This window comes from Paenibacillus sp. FSL R5-0713, assembly GCF_037973325.1.
Classification (GTDB): Bacteria; Bacillota; Bacilli; order Paenibacillales; family Paenibacillaceae; genus Paenibacillus.
Genome location: NZ_CP150229.1, coordinates 5,341,360 through 5,358,919, shown reverse-complemented (window position 1 = coordinate 5,358,919; position 17,560 = coordinate 5,341,360). Strand labels below are relative to the sequence as shown.

Sequence of the window (17,560 nt, the reverse complement as noted above, 5' to 3'; positions counted from 1 at the left end):
ATGAAGCCACAAGTTGGCGGAGTGACGCCCTCTTTGCGCAGCATTTTACCCGATGACAGTAAAGGTGGTATCAGAATGAAATGTGCTTCCGTAACACCGCGGATGTCCAATGCCGATCGAATGGATCTTCATAAAATGTAGGAAAGCAATCGCTATGCAGAGATAAGCGGAGGAAGGGGGCCCCGAATGGAGCCGAAAGTATCGATCGTCATCCCTTTTTATAATTGTGCGTATATCGAGCAGGCTGTTCACAGTGCCACTCACCAGACCTATCCGCATATTGAAGTGATCGTGGTGGATGATGGGTCAACCGAGCACGTGGAGCGACTAGAGCCATTCATGGATTCTATCCATTATATCCGCAAAGAAAACGGTGGTACCGCAACGGCATTGAATGAGGGCATCAAACAGGCAACAGGGGATTACTTTGTCTGGCTCAGTTCAGATGATGTGATGCTGCTGGACCGTGTGGAGAAACAGTTGAAGTTTATGCGTGAGGTCAAGGCTTCATTCTGTCATGGTGCCTACCACTATGTGAATGAGAAGAGTGAGTGGTTGGATACGGTGCATCCGGAAGTGGGCAGTCGTCTGGAGATGTTGCAGGTACTGCTTGAAGGTTGTCCGATCAACGGCTGTACCGTTATGTTGGAGATGGATGCATTTGAGCGATTTGGCTTGTTCGATACCGATTTTCGCTACACTCATGACTACGAGATGTGGTTGCGACTGTTTCCAATGTATGAGCTGTTCTATTACAATGAACCCTTGATGTGTTATCGTCTGCATGATTCAATGGGGACCAAACGTCACTTCAAGGCTCTGGTGGCCGAGATGGAACGTGTTCAGGCGAAGCACAGACCTATTTTGCTCAATTTGCTTCAGGTCGGCGGGTATTGGAAGTGAAGTAGACGGATGTGCAGATGATGGCTTGAATGGAATAGGTGGTTAAATGGATATGAGAGCACCCTTATGAAGCATGTTTAATGTGCTATAAGTGGGGGAGCTCTTTTTTTGTTCTATGACGATCCATGGACAGGTAGGTAGAAGGGATGCCGAAGTCTCTGTATAATGAAATGATTCATACACGGAAGGGACTGGACTATGCGCAGATATCAATATCTTACACCGAATCATTAATAAACGAATGGAGGTGAAGTATTGATTACAGAGTTACACACAGAACGGTTATTTTTGCGAAAAATGAACGTATTGGATGCGGCCAGCTTGTTTGAAATTTGGTCTGATCCGGAGGTTACTAGATTCATGAATATCACTCCTTTTACGGATGAAAGTCAAGCCATAGCCATGATTAATATTCTGGACGATCTTTCTCAGGAAAACAAGGCTATTCGATTCTCTATCATCGCGCAAGAGTCCAATGAAATTATAGGTTCATGCGGTTATAACTTGCTGGATTATGACAATCTCAAAGCAGAAATTGGGTATGACATTGCCAGATCACACTGGGGAAAAGGATATGCGACAGAAGCGATCTCTTCTTTGTTAGCTCATGCCTTCTCGACGATGAAGCTGAATCGAATCGAAGCAAAGGTTGACCCCGATCATGTGAATTCTATCAAGCTATTATTAAAGCTCAATTTCACATACGAAGGTACCCTCAGAGCTTACGAAAGGGCAGGCGAAACGTTCAACGATCTGAATATGTATTCCAAGTTGGCGACAGATGAATAAGATCTGGAATTCGTTACATGTCGGATCTGTGCAAAAAGAATCAATTAGCGTGTTCTGGATTCGCTAGAACACAACACAATAAAAGCAAACAAGGGGTGTCCACCGTCATTCATATGACAAATGGTACACCCCTTGTTTGATATTCCGGCATGTTACATGAAGACAGCATGGAATGGGACAACTTAATCCTTTGAATACATGATCTCTATCGACACGGGATCGGGAAATACATAGCCCTTGGGCAGCTTCTGCATCAATTGATTCATGATAGCGTAATCCACGTCGATGTGAGGCGTGGAAACTGGAGTCGAAAACCAGCGATTGTATAGATCACTCGGTACAAGCAACGTCATATCGGTTGTCCTCCTCTGTAAATAGCCTCCTGATAGACTTGAAAAGTACGCATTCCCATTTCTTCCAATGAACGATGTTGTTCAGCCCAGGCTTTTGCCGCCGCCCCCACTGTTCTTCGGGTAACGTTATCCTCCAGTAATGCATTCAACAGTTCACTGAGCGAGTCGACATCCTGTGGAGGAACAACCCATCCTGTACGTCCCGGTTCAACCATCTCAGGCATGCCGGCTGTACCACTGACGATAACAGGTATACCCGCCAGTTGTGCTTCGGTCACGGAGAACGGCTGAGTATCCTGCAGGCTGGGCTGGACATAGATGTCTGCGTGGCGCAGGAAGGAAGGGATATTGTCGAGTTTGCCCCAGAACACAACATCAGCGCCAATGCCTGCTGCCGTGGCCTGTGCCCGCAACTCATCGGATAGATTGCCTTCTCCTGCGATCCAGCACACCCAATCGGTACGTTTGCTTTTCAGACTGGCTAAAGCCTTGATTAATACATGTACACCCTTGATGTATTCAAGCCTTCCGGTAAAGGCAATGACTTTCTTGCCCGCGGGTGGTCGTTGGCGAAATTTCACGGCTGCTGAGGCACGGTAGGTTGGCAGGTCGATAGCATAGGGGATTTGCCTGAACTTCGACTCTGGAACCGCGAGTTCTGTAAGTGTACTTTTGATCCAGTGACTGGACACCAGAATCAGCTCAGACTGTGCTGCACTTCGCTCTTCCAATGAGAGAAAATAACGTCCGCGTTTGGATTGCAGATAGGTAGAAAGAGTAAGTTGCGGGTTGGAGTTTTGAGCATCGTAAAAGGCCTCGCGGGCAAGTGCCCCATGATAGCTGGTGACCAGTGGGATATTGCGGTTCAAGATGCGTTTAATGGCTACGGCGGCTACGGGATCTTGCGCATGGATTACGTCATAGTGGTCTACTCCCAGATAAGCGGCGGCCATCTCGAAGGCGTATCTGTTCAGTTCATAATAAGCGAGAAGCGGATCGGCAGTGAATTGTGGCAGATCGGTCGGATTGAGTTTGGCTTGCAGCATGGGCCACACCGTATCCTTGGAAAAAGCGCGGTTCAGATTACGAACATATACCTCGTTTTTAGCACCATTTGTGCCCATGATATCAACCTCTACACCAAGTGAAATCAGCCTGTCGGCCAGTTGTTTAACATATGTCCATATGCCTCCCATATGTGTAAGCTCCCAATACGTAACGAGCAGAACTCTCATAGCTACCCCCTTGTCACGGCCTGCACCGGCCGAGCTTCTATGCTTCTATTCTATGAAAAAAGAGGACCGGAAGATCGGGCATTTTTGTGTATCTGGTTGAAAATGGGTGAATGCAAATGACAATAGACAAGGGGGAGCATATCCTATGTATAGAAAGGCTCATACGCCGAAGGAGGGATCTACAGTGGCTGTATATGTGCTAAATATCCATGAAAATTTGTTACAGACGTTTGTTCCCATCAAATACATGGACGTGGAGTTGGCCTATGTGGGGAGCGATGAAGGGACAGATGTATTTGTTGGCGGAGCCAGTAGGCACGGAGAACTGTATCGACATCTTTTTCATATAAGTTCGAATTCGGGGGGAGCGGGTGGTAATCAAGTCATTCATAATCTGGATGTATCTTCCGATCCTTATGAGCTGAGGATTATCAGCAACAGCTCTTCACCGAATCATCTGGTTATTCGCATGTATTACAGAAGTATTCACGGTCAGACATTGGGCATAATGTCAGAATATCAGATGATGAAGCTTGCAGATTGATATGGACATCATTGAATAGTCGTGATTAACCCACGTGTGGAGCAGGGAAGTACCTGTTCCATTTTTTTATATTGCATCCATAGTAGAAAATTCTGAAAAAATAGCTTGACAGCAAAGGTATTTTCATTAGAATTAGATCAGTGTTAAACGAAAGTTTAAAACGACGATTTAAAACGATAGTTTGAAATCAGTTGAGAGAATATAGGCTAGTGAGATGCAGGCAGTAGCCTGTGATTCTTCTGCCAGAAAAGAGTGTGGAGAACGTGAAAGAACAAACAGCAGTATCACAGGAGCCGGCAGAGTTTTCGATTAAAACCATTATTTTGCCACTCCTGGCTATTATCGTCGGCATGATCATGGTTATTCTGGACAGTACCGTTGTTAATGTGGCCATTCCGAATCTCGTTCAATATTTCGAGACGGATCTGAAGACCATCCAATGGACGGTTACAGGATATACCTTGGCTTTGTCTGCAGTTATTCCGCTGGCAGGTTGGTTAACTGACCGTTTCGGTGCCAAAAGAGTATTCCTGTTCACCATTGCCATGTTTACCTTGGGTTCTGTGTTATGCTCCATTGCCCAATCACCTGAGCAATTAATCATTTACCGTGTCATTCAAGGCCTTGGGGGAGGCATGGTTGCTCCTATTGGTATGGCGATGGTATTTCGACTGGCTCCTCCTGAACGAAGAGGTTCCATCATGGGCATGCTCGGAATTCCCATGTTGCTTGCCCCTGCACTGGGCCCGGTATTGTCCGGTTGGTTTATTGAATCCCTGAGCTGGCACTGGATCTTCCTGATTAACTTGCCCATTGGTATTGCAGCTTTCATTCTATGTATCAAATTTTTGCCTGATACAGATCGTGGACGCACGCCTGCACTGGATCTGCTCGGCATGATTCTGGCGCCAATCGCATTCTCAATGCTCGCTTACGGTGTGAGTGAGGGGGGAACGAGCTGGACATCTACAACAACACTGACTGGTGTAATCGTAGGTGGCGTGGCGCTCATCTTATTCATTATTGTGGAACTTCGTCATCAAAATCCATTGCTCGAACTCCGGGTATTCAAATCATCTGATTTCTCGCGTGGGATTATTCTCGCATGGGTGTCACAAGTGGCGCTGTTCGGTGCGATGATCCTGATCCCGCTTTATTTGCAGCAGATCAAAGGGTATACTGCACTGGAAACGGGATTGATTCTGCTTCCGCAGGCTCTGGCTTCCGGCGTGGGTATGCCGCTTGGTGGTCGGTTGTTTGATAAAATTGGTGCCAGACCTCTGGCCTTCGTGGGTCTGGGAATTATCTCGGGAGCCTTGTTTATTCTGTCCTCCATCACGGCAGAGACAGGTCTTGGCCTGATTATCACGGCCCTGATCATGATGGGTCTGGGTATGGGCTTGTCCATGATGCCACTCAATACGCATGTATTGAATGCTGCACCACGTAAGCTGGTTGGACGGGTTACACCGCTTACGGCCGCTGCACAGCAAGTGGTCGTGTCCTTTGCGGTTGCAGGGCTCACAGGTTTCCTTACTTCCAGAATCGCAGACAATACAACGAGTGCAGAGCCGACCGCTATAGTTCAAGGTCTGGTGAGTGGTTTCAATGATACGTTCTTCCTGGCCGCTTGTATTGCAATGTTTGGATGTCTGCTCAGTCTGATTCTGCGCAAACCAAAACCGATGCCGGAAGAAGAACTTCAAAATGGCGACAAGCCTGATCCCGCGATGATGATGGGACACTAAGACTTTTTAAAGTGACATAGTAAGGCAGTTCAGAGAATCTTGCTGAACTGCCTTTTTGTTATGCTCAATGAAAAATTCGCAGTGCTGTCATCATTTCACGGAAAGAATGGGCATATCGATCAGGTGAGAAAGACAAGCTCATATGCTGTCTGCCCTGAATGCGGATATACTCCCGCAGTTTCTTGTTCTTCATGAGGTCTCTTGCTTCGTCTACAGCAGCCTTTATATTTCCAATGGGATAAAACTTTCCAGTCTTATTATGTGTGATGAATGAGCGCACACCATCCGAATCTGTGCTGAGCACTGGGCAACCGCAGCTAATGGCTTCAGCGACGGCATAGCCGAATCCTTCTAGCAGGGAAGTGGATAACATGATTCCCCCTGACGCAGCAATCATCGAATAGTATGCGGGCATCTGAGAATGGGGAACATTGACGAAGATGCCGATCCGATCCTCAAGCCCGTATTCTGCCAACATGTGCCGGAACATGACTTCATCTTCTGGATTAGCCAAAGTGGGATCATGGAATAACCATAGTCTGGCTTTCGGATTTTTTTTGATGATTTCACTCGAAATGATTAAATATTCCCGCCAGTTTTTATTGTGTTCAAGTCGTCCTACCCAGGCCAGCACTGGATAGGGTGGAGTATCCACCAGAACTGGTGCGAAGGTGTCTGTATCCAGCATATTGGGAATAACAAACCGATGTAGCCAAGGACAGATATGAATGAACATATCCAGAAGGTGGTCTGTGGGAGGGATAACGGCAGCATCGCAATGGGCCTGAAGGTAAGGTACACCCATCTGTATCGTTTCCAGAGCCTGATCGCGTGTTCCGAGTCCCTGCGCTTCAAAAATAATTTTTCCTGTATAGCCAAGCGCTCTCAAGCGGCCGGGCATAGCGATGTCTGAAGTGGCGATGATGGCATCATAATGATGAGTATGAATGATATGATGGATATCCTCGTCACTGGATGCGGTGAAAATGGGGGTATCACTGTTGTTCTGCAATCCCGAGCCTGTGTTGAGATAAAGTAGGTGCGCTTCAATGCCATGGCGTTTCAGAACAGCGGTGCGCAGTCGGTTTAACGTATCCACGCCACCGCTTGGAACATAAAACGTGAATAATACTTTCACACGATTCACCCTCTGACTTTTGGTCAGGAGCACATTCTCCTGTACTCTATGTTACGTTGGCTTGAAGTATAGGGTGTGGGTGTTGTTTAATGTGTACACATTTTGGACACATTTTTTTAAGCTTTCTTTTAAGTGACATTAAGCTGGGCTTAGGATAGATCACGTATTATACAAGGAACTTCCCGTGTACACATCTACCTTAAACGATGGTACACGGGTATTTTAACGGGAAAGGATGAATGATGTGCTCGAAGTGAAACAGGTCAGCAAAGTTTACGAAGGGCAGCGCGGCGTACATCAATTGGATTTCACCATGGAACGTGGTGAAATTGTCGGGTTTCTCGGCCCCAATGGTGCCGGAAAAACAACAACGATGCGTATGATTACGGGCTATGTGCATCCAACCGCGGGTTCCATCCTGGTGGATGGGGTACCGGTGCATGACCAGGGTCAGCGTGTTCGTTCCAAGATTGGATATCTGCCTGAAACTCCGCCACTGTATCCGGATATGACAGTGCAGTCCTACCTTAAATTCGTAGCGAATTTGAGAGATGTTCCGGCACGTGAGGTTAAGCTGCGAGTCAGCGAGATGGTAAGCAGATTGGGACTCCAGGGTCGGGAGAGACAAATGGTACGTGGGTTATCCAAAGGATACAAGCAACGCCTAGGGCTGGCAGGAGCCATTATTCACAAGCCGGATCTTCTGGTGCTGGATGAGCCAACCTCGGGCCTTGATCCAAATCAGATTATTGAGATCCGAGATCTGATTCGGGAACTGGGGGAGAATCATACGGTGTTGCTCAGTACGCATATTTTGCCTGAAGTGAGCACACTCTGTAATCGAATGTTGATCATTAATCAGGGGCAGCTCGTGCTGGATGGTTCACCACAGCATTTCGGATCAGCAATGGGGGATCAGTTCAAGGTGTCGATTGAAGTGAAGGCCACTGCGGAGCAATTACATAATGTGCTGAAACCATGGGAGAAAGTGCGGAGTGAAGTCATTCAAACATCAGATGCGAATACCACCAGAGATACTTCACTTACTTCTGATACAGCGAATACGGTTAAAATGCTTCTTACTGGAGAGAACTCGGAAGATTTCCGGGAGGAGCTATTTTACCTTTTGTCCGGTGCAGGATTACCGGTTCTGGAGATGAAAAAGGAGAATCTCAGTCTGGAACAGATTTTCCTGAAGCTGACCACAACCGAGACAACAACGGATATAAAAGATACAAACGCGGATTCGGCAGATGGGGATCAGGTTGCTGGGGCAGTGATGGATCAGGCGAATGTAACTTCCGACAACGACTCGTCGAGTGTATCGGGAAAATCACCGAGTCCAACAAGTAGTACATTAACGAACACTTCAAAGGATGCTTCGTCCCATTCGCGCAAAGGGGAGGACTCCAAATGAGACGAATGATGGCGGTATGTAACAAAGAGCTGCAAGCTTATTTTCTGTCTCCAACGTCCTATTTTGCTTTTGCCGTATATGTACTGATGACCAGCTTGCTGTTCTACTCCAGTTTCGTATATTACCAGCCGAGTATTGTCGATTATCGACTCGTGCTGGGGGATACCTTATCCATGCTGCTGTTTGTTGTACCTTTGTTAACGATGCGGCTTGTTGCGGAAGAATTCAGACAAGGAACGGATGAACTGCTGCTGACTTCCCCGGCGCGTGTAACAGAGATTATTTTTGGCAAATACCTTGCTTCTCTGGCCATTCTGGTCGTGCTCATCCTGTGCAGTCTGGTGTACCCCTTCATCATGTCGTTCTATGGAACATTGGATATGACGACGGTATGGATGTCTGCGCTGGGTTTATTGTTCTTGGGCGGAAGCATGATGGCAATAGGACTGTTCGCTTCCACGTTATCCCAGCATCAGATGGTGTCTGCGGTGGCGGGTTTTATTATTTTGCTCGTTTTGTGGATGCTTGATTCATTCGCAGGTAATACAGGATCTGCTTTGCAGCAGTGGCTCGATCCGTTTGCCCTGACTAACCGGTTTGACAGCTTCATGAAAGGCGTGCTTAGCGGACCGGATATATTGTACTATGTCACACTTTCAGGTGTGTTTCTGCTGTTAAGCATTCAAATTGTCGAACGGAAGCGGTGGAGGTGAGAAGATGAAAAAATGGTTAAGTCATACCAACAGTACCGTGCTGTCTGTAGCGGTGATTGGCATCTTTATTTTGCTAACACTGTTCCTGAATTCACTTGGCGGCTTCCAGCTCGATCTGACCTCGAATAAACAATACACGTTGTCTGACCAGTCTCTTACTGCGATCAAAGACGTGAAGGATGACGTCAACATTCTGGTGTTAACCGTCGAAAATGCCAACAATACCGTGCTGAACCGTGAGGTCACGGATATGGTGGAGGAATACACGAAACGGAACAGTAAGCTGAAACTAAAACAGTATAATCTGACGCAGGAACCTGCACTTGCATCCAAATACGGCATAACAGGCAGCTCCATTGTGCTGGAGCAGGGAGATCAACACAAAGTGATTGATATCGCCAGTTTGTTCACCGCGGCAGGTGACGGCAGTGACGGATCCTATCAGTTCACAGGTGAGGAAAAGCTGACACAGGCGCTTATGAATATGTCATCCACCGAGATGCATAAAATGGTCTTCCTGACCGGACATGAGGAGCTGAGTCTCGATCAGATGACTACGCTGCAATCCTCATTGGAACAAAATAATGTGCAGACAGAAGAATTGCAGCTGAATCAGGCCGGGAAGGTTCCGGAAGATGCAGATGTGCTTGCCATTATAGGTCCACAACGTGATCTCAGTGATGCAGAAATGAAGGCCATTCGCACTTATCTGAGTAATGGAGGCAAGCTGTTATTATCCCTCGGATTCGTAGAAGATATGAAATCCAGCTGGAAAAACATCGATGCCCTCATGGCAGACTATGGTGTCGTTGATGAGCATGCAGTGATGGTGGATAATCAACAAGCCAGTACGATGGGACCACTCTGGGTGGTACCGGAGTATGGAACACATGCAATTACGGACAAACTTGCTGCAAGCCAATTGTACCCGATGTTGTCGCTGTCGATCGCGCTGACCAGCAAAGAACAGGATAAATACACCCTTTCACCGTTAATCCATTCTTCCAATGACAGTTATGGGGAGACGAATATCGGAGGCTTATTGCAAAATGAAACAACCAATGATGCTAAAGAGGATATTCAGGGGCCAGTGGAGCTTGGTTATGCAGCCGATACGACGGATGGCAAACCGAAGGCGGTTATTCTGGGCTCGTCGATTTTCATGCAGGATTCGGATATTGCGAATGGCGGAAACAGGGACTTTATTTTGAATACCGTGAATTATTTGAGTGAGAAAGAAAATGGATTGACGATTCGTCCACGGGTCCAAGCCGGATATGAGACAGCATACCTGAGCGGCGAACAGGCCAGAACGATTTTCTTCGTGGCTATTGTAGCGTTTCCGCTTATCTTTGTGATCATCGGTGTACTCTTATGGTGGAGGCGCAGACGGGTATGAGAAAATGGGTTCCAACGATTCTGGTGGTCATCGTACTCATTGTGGGTTGGGTGTACGCGGCTAGTCAAAATTATTTTCGGGAGGAAGAAGCGGTGCAAGCCAAGTTGCTCGGTATTCAATCCGAAGATATTCAATCCATCACAATACATGACTCCACCGCAGAAACATCCGGTGCAGCAGCATCTTCAACTTTGACGCTTGAACATGGCGTATGGCAGATGGTTGAGCCGAAAGCTTATCCTCTGAACGGTTATAGTGTTAGCAGTTGGTTAGATGCTCTGAGTGGCGCGAACCAGGAAATGGTGGTGGAAGAAGCGCCGGCAGATCTGGATAAGTACGGATTAGGAACAGATGCGACACGTATGGATATCCAACTCAAAGATCATCGGGAGATCAAACTGGCGATTGGTGCCCAGCTTCCAGCAGATGACGCACGATATGTGCGCGTAGATGAGGGTCCCGTAGTTGCCGTACAGACAGAGGCGATTAATAACATAGCCTTGTCACGTCGTGATCTGTTGGATACTACACCGTTCAACATGGATGAGACAAATGTGGGATCTCTGGAGTGGGAAGGTGAAGCCGCTACCTGGATGTTAACATCGACATCGGAGAACGGTGCTGCAGAGCAGACCTGGACACTGAATGGAAAAACGATTGAAGCCGCAGACGCTGTATCCCTTATCGGTAAAATCAAAAACCTGTCAACAGCAGATGATGTGCGCAAAGCGTCTGAGCTGAAAGGTACTGTTCCACGATTCACCCTGTCTGTTGAGCAGACGGTCAATGGGCAACAAGTGAGAGATGTGTATCGGGGACTTACGTTGCCATCCGAACCGGATCAGATATGGATTATTACGCCGGATGGTCAGTGGGCATATGCCTTGGAGACGACGAGTCTAACGGAAGCCGAGAAATTCCCGGATACAATTAAGACATCAACAGAAGGAAAATGAGTGGCGCAAAAGGTAAGAGTTCATCAATGACTTGAAATAAATTTTAAGTTACATGTAGACAGTGCTGCGAACACGCAGTACTGTTTTTTTATTTTCTAGCGAAGACCTTATGGTCTGCAGTTCAAAATCCAAAGATCAATAAGCTGTGAGCAAAAATTGAGCATCCAAATCTACAGGGTAAGGTACCATATCCTTTCAGCATATCGTCACGCACAGAAGCGCATCCTATCTTTGTGACCAAAACCAACATACATTGGAGGATGAGTACATGCCAGCAGTCAAAAAGGCAACAGCTATTACGTTATCATTGTCTACTGCAATCTTTGTAATGGCCGGTTTGACAGGATGTGGCACGAATCGGGATACCAACAATATGCATACGCAAAGTGTCCGTCAGCAAGCGAGCGGCATTAACCGTTATGGTGTGGAAACGAATGGCATGGATGGCATCCGTGCGAAAAGTTATCGCATGCATAATGTCACTGACCTGAAATCCAGTGAGGAGCTGGCTAAACGCATTACGGAGATGAAGGAAGTGAAATCCGCCCGTGTCATGTTAACGGATCGTAATGCTTATGTTGCGGTGCGTTTGGCAGATGGTCATGCAGGCAAGTTGGAGAGCAAGTCCAACGGTCGTACAAGCATGCTGGATGGAACGATGCGTAATCATGCGAGTGATACCATGCGTGGTGGCAACATGAACCACGATATGGGAGGCATGCGTGTGAATGGTGGTACAGGCACAATGTCACCGTACAGCACAAGTGGAATTGCTCCAGGGCTGAACACGAATTCAGCAACGGATCGCAGCCATATGGGCAATGATCGTGGCATCTACGGCACGATGGGTACAGGAGCGGTTGGAATGATGCGTGGTCTCACAAACAGCGGCAAAGCACGTGGGACGAACGATGGTCATTATGGAATGAAAAGTGAAGGACAACGTGTAGATAGCACGGATGATAACACATCAGCTGAGATTAAAGGCAAGATTTCAGCCAAAATCAAGCAGTTTGCGCCGAACATCGAGAATGTATATGTATCAGCCAATCCGGAATTTGTGCAGCATGTCGAGAACTATGCCACAGATATTCGTAATGGTAAGCCCGTTAGTGGCATGATTGATACGTTCCAATCGATGGTGGAGCGTATCTTCCCAACCAACGGAGCAGGAATGAATCACCGCGATGGCATCCTTGACGATGGCCTGATGAACCGTAATCATAACGGTGGGGTCATGAATCGAATGAATCGGTAGATTCCAAGCTCAATAAACAAGTGTGCCTTTGCGCGGATGATATCATCAGCTGCAAGGGCATGTTTGTTTTAATATCAATGATTCAAATGTTGGATTACATATGCCACGGCACAGGTTCACTTGGGACAATAAAACACATAATTCCTGCCCATTTTTCTTATAAAACTGAACCAACGCCCTTGATCTGACATAAGATGAGTTGACTGTATCCCCTTAACCTTGTTACACCAACACAACCCGAGCAAGGAGGGGTGAACATTGAAGGGTATCGATCATAAAAGCAAATTTTTGTTAACCCACCGTGAACGCGAAGTATTCGAATTACTGGTTCAAGACAAAACAACGCGTGACATCGCAGGGCAGTTATTCATCAGCGAGAAAACGGTGCGTAACCATATTTCGAATGTGATGCAGAAACTCAATGTTAAGGGTCGTTCGCAGGCAGTTGTCGAGCTGATTAAGCTTGGAGAACTGAAGATCTAGTTGCGAATTACAGTTAGGATGAAGTAGCAGCATGAAAGCCTTTCTCTATTCTTTGTCATGAAGAATGGGGCAAGGCTTTTTTGCTGGTATGGACCATGGACTCAGGGAACTATCAATATTTTTGAGGGAATATCCGAAACGTAGCATCGCTTGTTTTCATTATTTTACTAGGCCATAATGATTTACATATATGAAGTAGATAAGAGATTGTAGGTAAGGCTTTGAAGTAAACAATAGCTTGAACAAATTTTGGTTGAGATTTTTTTGTACTACATCTATATAAGTTAAACTACATATTTACACTAGAACGGAGAGGGCAGAAATGACCTGAAGAAGCGGAGCGGTCGCCTTTATCCGCAGATTTCCACTTTTAAAAAGTGATACAAGAAATCTGGGGATAACAGTGATCAGAAGGTTATTCTGTCAGCGAAGTGGCAAGTGTAATGATTCGGTATTCAACTTATATAAAACATGAAAGGATGAGCTGAATGGACCGTTTCTTAAGTGAATTTGAAAAACAATTTAGAGCGGGGTTTCTACCCGATCTGGAACAGACGCTGGCTAAGGTGCAGCATGAGAAAGTATATGCTTGTGCATTTGGAACGGACAGTGATTGGGTAACGCTGTTTATGGCGGTGAATACCGAGGAATCCCTGGCAACGCACATTTCGAGAATGAAAGAGCAAGGGCTATGCGACAGTGAGGAGGACGAGATCTATTACAGATGGGGCTGCTCCGAATATCAGTATGGCGAGGATACGCACTTTAACCACATCAGCCGATTGTTGTATGCAACAGAAGAGGTTCGGGAGTATAAGAATGAGATCATTCGAATCATCGCTAAAGTCGTGAATGAGACAGCCGATGACGTTTTTGCTCGATATGGACAAACTAAAGCAGACATTACCTTCTTTGTTTCCCTCACAGATGACGATCTGGCGGAGGAGATTGAGAATCAATCGGTTCACCAAATGACGGTACCCGGCTTAGTCAGCACGTTCCTAGAACGATATGATGACATGAACTAGAACGAGTTAACTTGAGTTGAGTTTTGAGTTAAATGCAAATTAAATGAAAACGAATTGAATTTTAATACCGCGAAAGTCTTTCCTAATTCTTTATTTTATCTAAAGAAGGGGAGAGGCTTTTTTGTTTTAGCTTGAAAAATAAATAACCTAATTCATATCACTTTATCACGTCTGATTCCTATTCATTCGAATAAACGTCCTCCATCTTTTCTTCGAAAATGGCTGATAAAAGAGCTGCTCCAGTTCCTCGAACTGTGCTTCATTCAGATGAAGATGGAGCGCTCTTTTCGCTATTTTGGCGGCAGGCGTGGAAGAAGATTTCCGCCCGCCAGCTTTTCGTTTGATCGGAATATGAAATTGCAGCAGGTCTTCGAGCTGATTCCAGCCTTCCCAACTGAGCCGACCTCCGCGTTTCCAGTCGATGGCATAGAGGGCATAATAGGCGTGCCCTTCTGTTGGTTTGGTAGCAATAAGCCAGATGGAAGGAATGAACTTTTCCCGTTGTCTTCGATTCATTGAATCGCTCCTTTTTTTAATACGATCATATCTCGATTCTCAATATAAAGGATACCTATGATGTGTATCAAGCTGGTGAGTGTCTATACAAGTTCAGTATCATTGCAAAAGTCGTGAGAAATTGCTCTTGATTTGCAGGATCGTCTTGATTAGAATGAAGTTATAAAAATGATTTTCTTATTAAGTTAAAAATATATAAAAATAATTTTCATACAAGTGAGGTCCTTATGGCAGCCATATTACGTGCGTTGCAGCAAGAACTGAATAACCTTCCGTCTCAGGAGCGACGTATTGCCGAAGTCATTATGCAATCTCCGTCGGACATTCCCGGCTGGACGATTAGTCATCTGGCAGAGCAGAGTGGTACAAGTGCGGCGACGGTGACCCGCTTTTGCAAGTCGTTTCATTTCAAAGGTTTCCCCGATTTCAAAATGAAGCTCGCCGCAGAATTGTCCCACGCTTCTGATGAAACGGCGTATCAGGACATTGTAGCGGGCAATTCACTATCCAAAATTGTTGAAGCGATCGAAGCCAATCACCTCGCGTCTATTGCTGATACTACCCGTTTGCTGGATCTGGGCAGATTGGAGCAGGCGGTGCAATTATTGTGCCAGGCTCGCCGTATTGATCTGTACGGTGTGGCGACCTCGTCGATTGTGACACAGGATTTCTATCAGAAGTTGGTGAGGATTGGCAAAAGTTGTACTGCTTTCTCCGACTCCCATATGCAGATCACATCCGCATCTTCGCTCGCTGAGGGGGATGTCGCAATGGCCGTATCCTATTCAGGCGAAACACCCGAAACCATTGATGCCCTGCATTGTGCCAAACAAGCCGGAGCTTCTACGATTTCACTGACTTCCTATGGAAGTAATACACTCGCAACGGTATCTGATATCCCACTGTTCACCTCTTCTCTGGAAGAGGGCATGAGGCGTGGAGATATGGCTTCACGTATTGCACTGCTGCATGTGGTCGATATTTTGTTCACAGGCATGGTAAGTGCCGACTTCGACCGTTTTATCCCGAGACTGGAACAATCCTATCACAACGTGCAGTCCTATCGCGTACAACACAACGGAGGTGCTTAAACAGATGAATATACGTATTTTTGAAAATGAAGAAGATTTGAATGCCACAGGTGCAGGAGTCATCGCAAGTTTATTGCAGACCAAACCACGTGCAGTCCTCGGACTTGCAACGGGAAGTTCGCCTGTAGGCATATATAAACAGCTTATCACGTTGTACCAGAAGGGACTGGTCAGCTTCTCGCAGGCTTCTTCATTCAATCTGGATGAGTATGTAGGACTTCCAACAGAGCATCGCGAAAGTTACCGCAGTTTCATGAACGAACAATTATTTCATCATATCGATATGGATCTTGCGAGAACGCATGTACCTGATGGTCAGGCTGCCGATCTGGAACAGGAATGTAAGTCTTATGAACAGCGCTTGGATGATCGTGGACCCGTGGATCTGCAGCTGCTGGGCATTGGACATAATGGTCACATTGGCTTCAATGAACCGGGAACTGAACTTACAGGACGAACACATGTTGTGGATCTGAAAGAAGAGACACGTAAGGCAAATGCACGTTTCTTCGACAGCATCGATGAGGTTCCGGCTCAGGCGATTACGATGGGTGTTGGTACCATTTTGAAAGCCAAACAGATTCTGCTCATTGCCCGTGGGGAGGAAAAAGCCGAGATTATTCGCGAAGCGTTCATGGGCCCAATTACAACGGCCTGTCCTGCATCGCTATTGCAATGTCATCCAAATGTGGTGGTATTGCTGGACCGTGCAGCAGGGAGGCTGGTGAGATGACCGGAGCGAATAATCATGAACCTGGGAGCCAGCGTGAACAAAATATTTCTCTTCTTCGGGGCAAGCTGCTCCTTTCCAATGAGATATTGGAAGACGGTGTATTAGCCTGGAGGGATGGAAAAATCCTTTATGCTGGGGTACCGGAAGGTCTGCCTGAACAGATTCGGAGAGAAGCTTTGCAGCTGTCTGTACCGGACCATGGCCTCATTGTGCCTGGATTCATTGATATCCATGTGCATGGTGGGAACGGAGAAGACTTTATGGATGCAAGCCCGGAGGTGTTGGACAAGATCACTTCTTTTCATAGTACGCAGGGAACAACAGCGATGCTTGCGACTTCCATGACCGCTCCGAAAGAGCGACTGGACAGCGTACTTGCTGAAGTAGCTCGTTATCGTTCCGGTGAGATGCCGTATGCACAGCTTGAGGGTGTGCACCTGGAAGGTCCGTTTTTCAGTCCGAAATGGCCTGGTGCGCAAAATCCGGAACATATCATTCTACCTGATGTATCCTGGCTTGAAACATGGGAGAAGCAATATCCCGGCCTAATCCGTCAAGTTACGTTGGCACCGGAACGTGAAGGCGCACTGGAAGTCATCTCGTGGCTGCGTGAACAGCGGATTACAGCGGCACTCGGCCACACCGATGCGACCTATGAAGAGGTGGAGCGAGCAGTTGAAGCCGGACTTCATCATGCAGTGCATACGTTTAATGCGATGACACCGCTGCATCACCGGCTACCGGGAGCTGCCGGAGCGGTGCTAAGTGATCCGCGTATCAGTGCTGAGGTGATTGCCGATGGTATTCACGTGCACCCTGCGGCGATTTCCATCCTCGCTCAATTGAAGCAACATAATGATCAACTCGTGTTGATCACAGATGCCATGTCTGCTGCGGGATTGGATGACGGGGAATACAAGATCGGCGACCTGCCCGTCATCGTGAAGCACGGTGAGGCCAGACTGAAGGACGGCGGCGCACTGGCCGGAAGCACACTGACGATGATTCGCGGTTTCCGTTACCTGGTACAGGAAGTGGGCCTGAGTCTGAACGCTGCATCACGTGCAGCAAGTCTGACCCCGGCACGCCTGCTGGGCATTGATCACCGGACAGGTTCCCTGGCTCAGGGAAAACAGGCAGATATCGTTTTGCTGAACGCTGAGCTGGATATTGAGGGTGTGTGGGTGAAGGGCAGACGGGTCGGCGAGTAAGTTGTAGCTGGGATATGTTTGCGGAGAGGCAAGAGAGGCAACAGC

The 17,560-nt window shown here is 47.0% G+C and carries 19 protein-coding genes; 15 read left to right on the top strand and 4 right to left on the bottom strand.

Annotated elements, in window-relative coordinates; translation table 11 throughout:
- From MKZ12_RS23885 to MKZ12_RS23875, 3 genes are all read left to right on the top strand, one after another.
- Entirely contained in the window at positions 1-141 is a 141-nt protein-coding gene (locus MKZ12_RS23885; protein ID WP_339257109.1) for a hypothetical protein, read from the top strand.
- Positions 142-186: 45 nt separating this feature from the next.
- The gene (locus MKZ12_RS23880) at positions 187-903 is read left to right on the top strand and encodes a glycosyltransferase (RefSeq protein ID WP_339257107.1); all 717 of its coding nucleotides are present in this window, start codon (positions 187-189) and stop codon (positions 901-903) included.
- Between the two features lie 255 nt (positions 904-1,158).
- A complete protein-coding gene (locus MKZ12_RS23875; RefSeq protein WP_339237277.1) occupies positions 1,159-1,692 on the top strand; it encodes a GNAT family N-acetyltransferase in 534 nt (177 codons plus the stop codon).
- A gap of 182 nt (positions 1,693-1,874) precedes the next feature.
- Here the strand turns inward: MKZ12_RS23875 and MKZ12_RS23870 are convergent, their stop codons facing one another.
- A complete protein-coding gene (locus MKZ12_RS23870; protein ID WP_339257105.1) occupies positions 1,875-2,045 on the bottom strand; it encodes a hypothetical protein in 171 nt (56 codons plus the stop codon).
- Entirely contained in the window at positions 2,042-3,280 is a 1,239-nt protein-coding gene (locus MKZ12_RS23865; RefSeq protein WP_339237273.1) for a glycosyltransferase family 4 protein, read from the bottom strand. Before MKZ12_RS23865 ends, MKZ12_RS23870 begins: the two co-directional genes overlap by 4 nt.
- Before the next feature lie 145 nt (positions 3,281-3,425).
- Between MKZ12_RS23865 and MKZ12_RS23860 the strand changes: the two genes are divergently transcribed.
- Positions 3,426-3,824, top strand: a complete 399-nt coding sequence (locus tag MKZ12_RS23860) for a hypothetical protein (protein ID WP_339237270.1) — start codon at positions 3,426-3,428, stop codon at positions 3,822-3,824.
- 263 nt (positions 3,825-4,087) lie between these two features.
- A complete protein-coding gene (locus tag MKZ12_RS23855; RefSeq protein WP_339257103.1) occupies positions 4,088-5,572 on the top strand; it encodes a DHA2 family efflux MFS transporter permease subunit in 1,485 nt (494 codons plus the stop codon).
- A gap of 64 nt (positions 5,573-5,636) precedes the next feature.
- On the opposite strand, the gene MKZ12_RS23850 is transcribed toward MKZ12_RS23855, so the two are convergent.
- Complete coding sequence (locus MKZ12_RS23850; protein WP_339237264.1) at positions 5,637-6,710, bottom strand: glycosyltransferase family 4 protein; 1,074 nt, start codon at positions 6,708-6,710, stop codon at positions 5,637-5,639.
- A 244-nt stretch (positions 6,711-6,954) separates the two neighbouring features.
- Between MKZ12_RS23850 and MKZ12_RS23845 the strand changes: the two genes are divergently transcribed.
- From MKZ12_RS23845 to MKZ12_RS23815, 7 genes are all read left to right on the top strand, one after another.
- Complete coding sequence (locus MKZ12_RS23845) at positions 6,955-8,127, top strand: ATP-binding cassette domain-containing protein (protein WP_339257101.1); 1,173 nt, start codon at positions 6,955-6,957, stop codon at positions 8,125-8,127.
- Entirely contained in the window at positions 8,124-8,840 is a 717-nt protein-coding gene (locus MKZ12_RS23840) for an ABC transporter permease subunit (RefSeq protein WP_339237259.1), read from the top strand. Before MKZ12_RS23845 ends, MKZ12_RS23840 begins: the two co-directional genes overlap by 4 nt.
- Positions 8,841-8,844: 4 nt before the next feature.
- The gene (locus tag MKZ12_RS23835) at positions 8,845-10,239 is read left to right on the top strand and encodes a GldG family protein (protein ID WP_339257099.1); all 1,395 of its coding nucleotides are present in this window, start codon (positions 8,845-8,847) and stop codon (positions 10,237-10,239) included.
- Positions 10,236-11,195, top strand: coding sequence for a DUF4340 domain-containing protein (locus MKZ12_RS23830; protein ID WP_339257097.1), 960 nt, complete (start codon positions 10,236-10,238; stop codon positions 11,193-11,195). The genes MKZ12_RS23835 and MKZ12_RS23830 overlap by 4 nt, the downstream gene beginning before the upstream one ends.
- Positions 11,196-11,463: 268 nt before the next feature.
- Positions 11,464-12,453, top strand: coding sequence for a YhcN/YlaJ family sporulation lipoprotein (locus MKZ12_RS23825; RefSeq protein WP_339237251.1), 990 nt, complete (start codon positions 11,464-11,466; stop codon positions 12,451-12,453).
- Between the two features lie 258 nt (positions 12,454-12,711).
- On the top strand, positions 12,712-12,936 hold the full coding sequence (locus MKZ12_RS23820) for a helix-turn-helix transcriptional regulator (protein ID WP_017692532.1): 225 nt from the start codon (positions 12,712-12,714) through the stop codon (positions 12,934-12,936).
- Positions 12,937-13,424: 488 nt separating this feature from the next.
- Entirely contained in the window at positions 13,425-13,964 is a 540-nt protein-coding gene (locus tag MKZ12_RS23815) for a DUF4303 domain-containing protein (RefSeq protein ID WP_339257095.1), read from the top strand.
- Between the two features lie 165 nt (positions 13,965-14,129).
- Here the strand turns inward: MKZ12_RS23815 and MKZ12_RS23810 are convergent, their stop codons facing one another.
- Positions 14,130-14,480, bottom strand: coding sequence for a hypothetical protein (locus tag MKZ12_RS23810; RefSeq protein ID WP_339257093.1), 351 nt, complete (start codon positions 14,478-14,480; stop codon positions 14,130-14,132).
- Positions 14,481-14,707: 227 nt separating this feature from the next.
- Between MKZ12_RS23810 and MKZ12_RS23805 the strand changes: the two genes are divergently transcribed.
- The 3 genes from MKZ12_RS23805 to nagA are packed head-to-tail and all read left to right on the top strand — an operon-like array spanning position 14,708 to position 17,515.
- Positions 14,708-15,571 (top strand): MurR/RpiR family transcriptional regulator, encoded by an 864-nt coding sequence (locus MKZ12_RS23805; protein WP_017692537.1) that lies wholly within the window; start codon positions 14,708-14,710, stop codon positions 15,569-15,571.
- 4 nt (positions 15,572-15,575) lie between these two features.
- The gene (nagB, locus tag MKZ12_RS23800) at positions 15,576-16,304 is read left to right on the top strand and encodes a glucosamine-6-phosphate deaminase (protein ID WP_221820902.1); all 729 of its coding nucleotides are present in this window, start codon (positions 15,576-15,578) and stop codon (positions 16,302-16,304) included.
- Positions 16,301-17,515 carry an N-acetylglucosamine-6-phosphate deacetylase gene (gene nagA / locus MKZ12_RS23795; RefSeq protein ID WP_339237221.1) on the top strand — a complete coding sequence of 405 codons (1,215 nt, stop codon included), beginning with the start codon at positions 16,301-16,303 and terminating at the stop codon, positions 17,513-17,515. The genes nagB and nagA overlap by 4 nt, the downstream gene beginning before the upstream one ends.
- Positions 17,516-17,560: the final 45 nt, after the last annotated feature.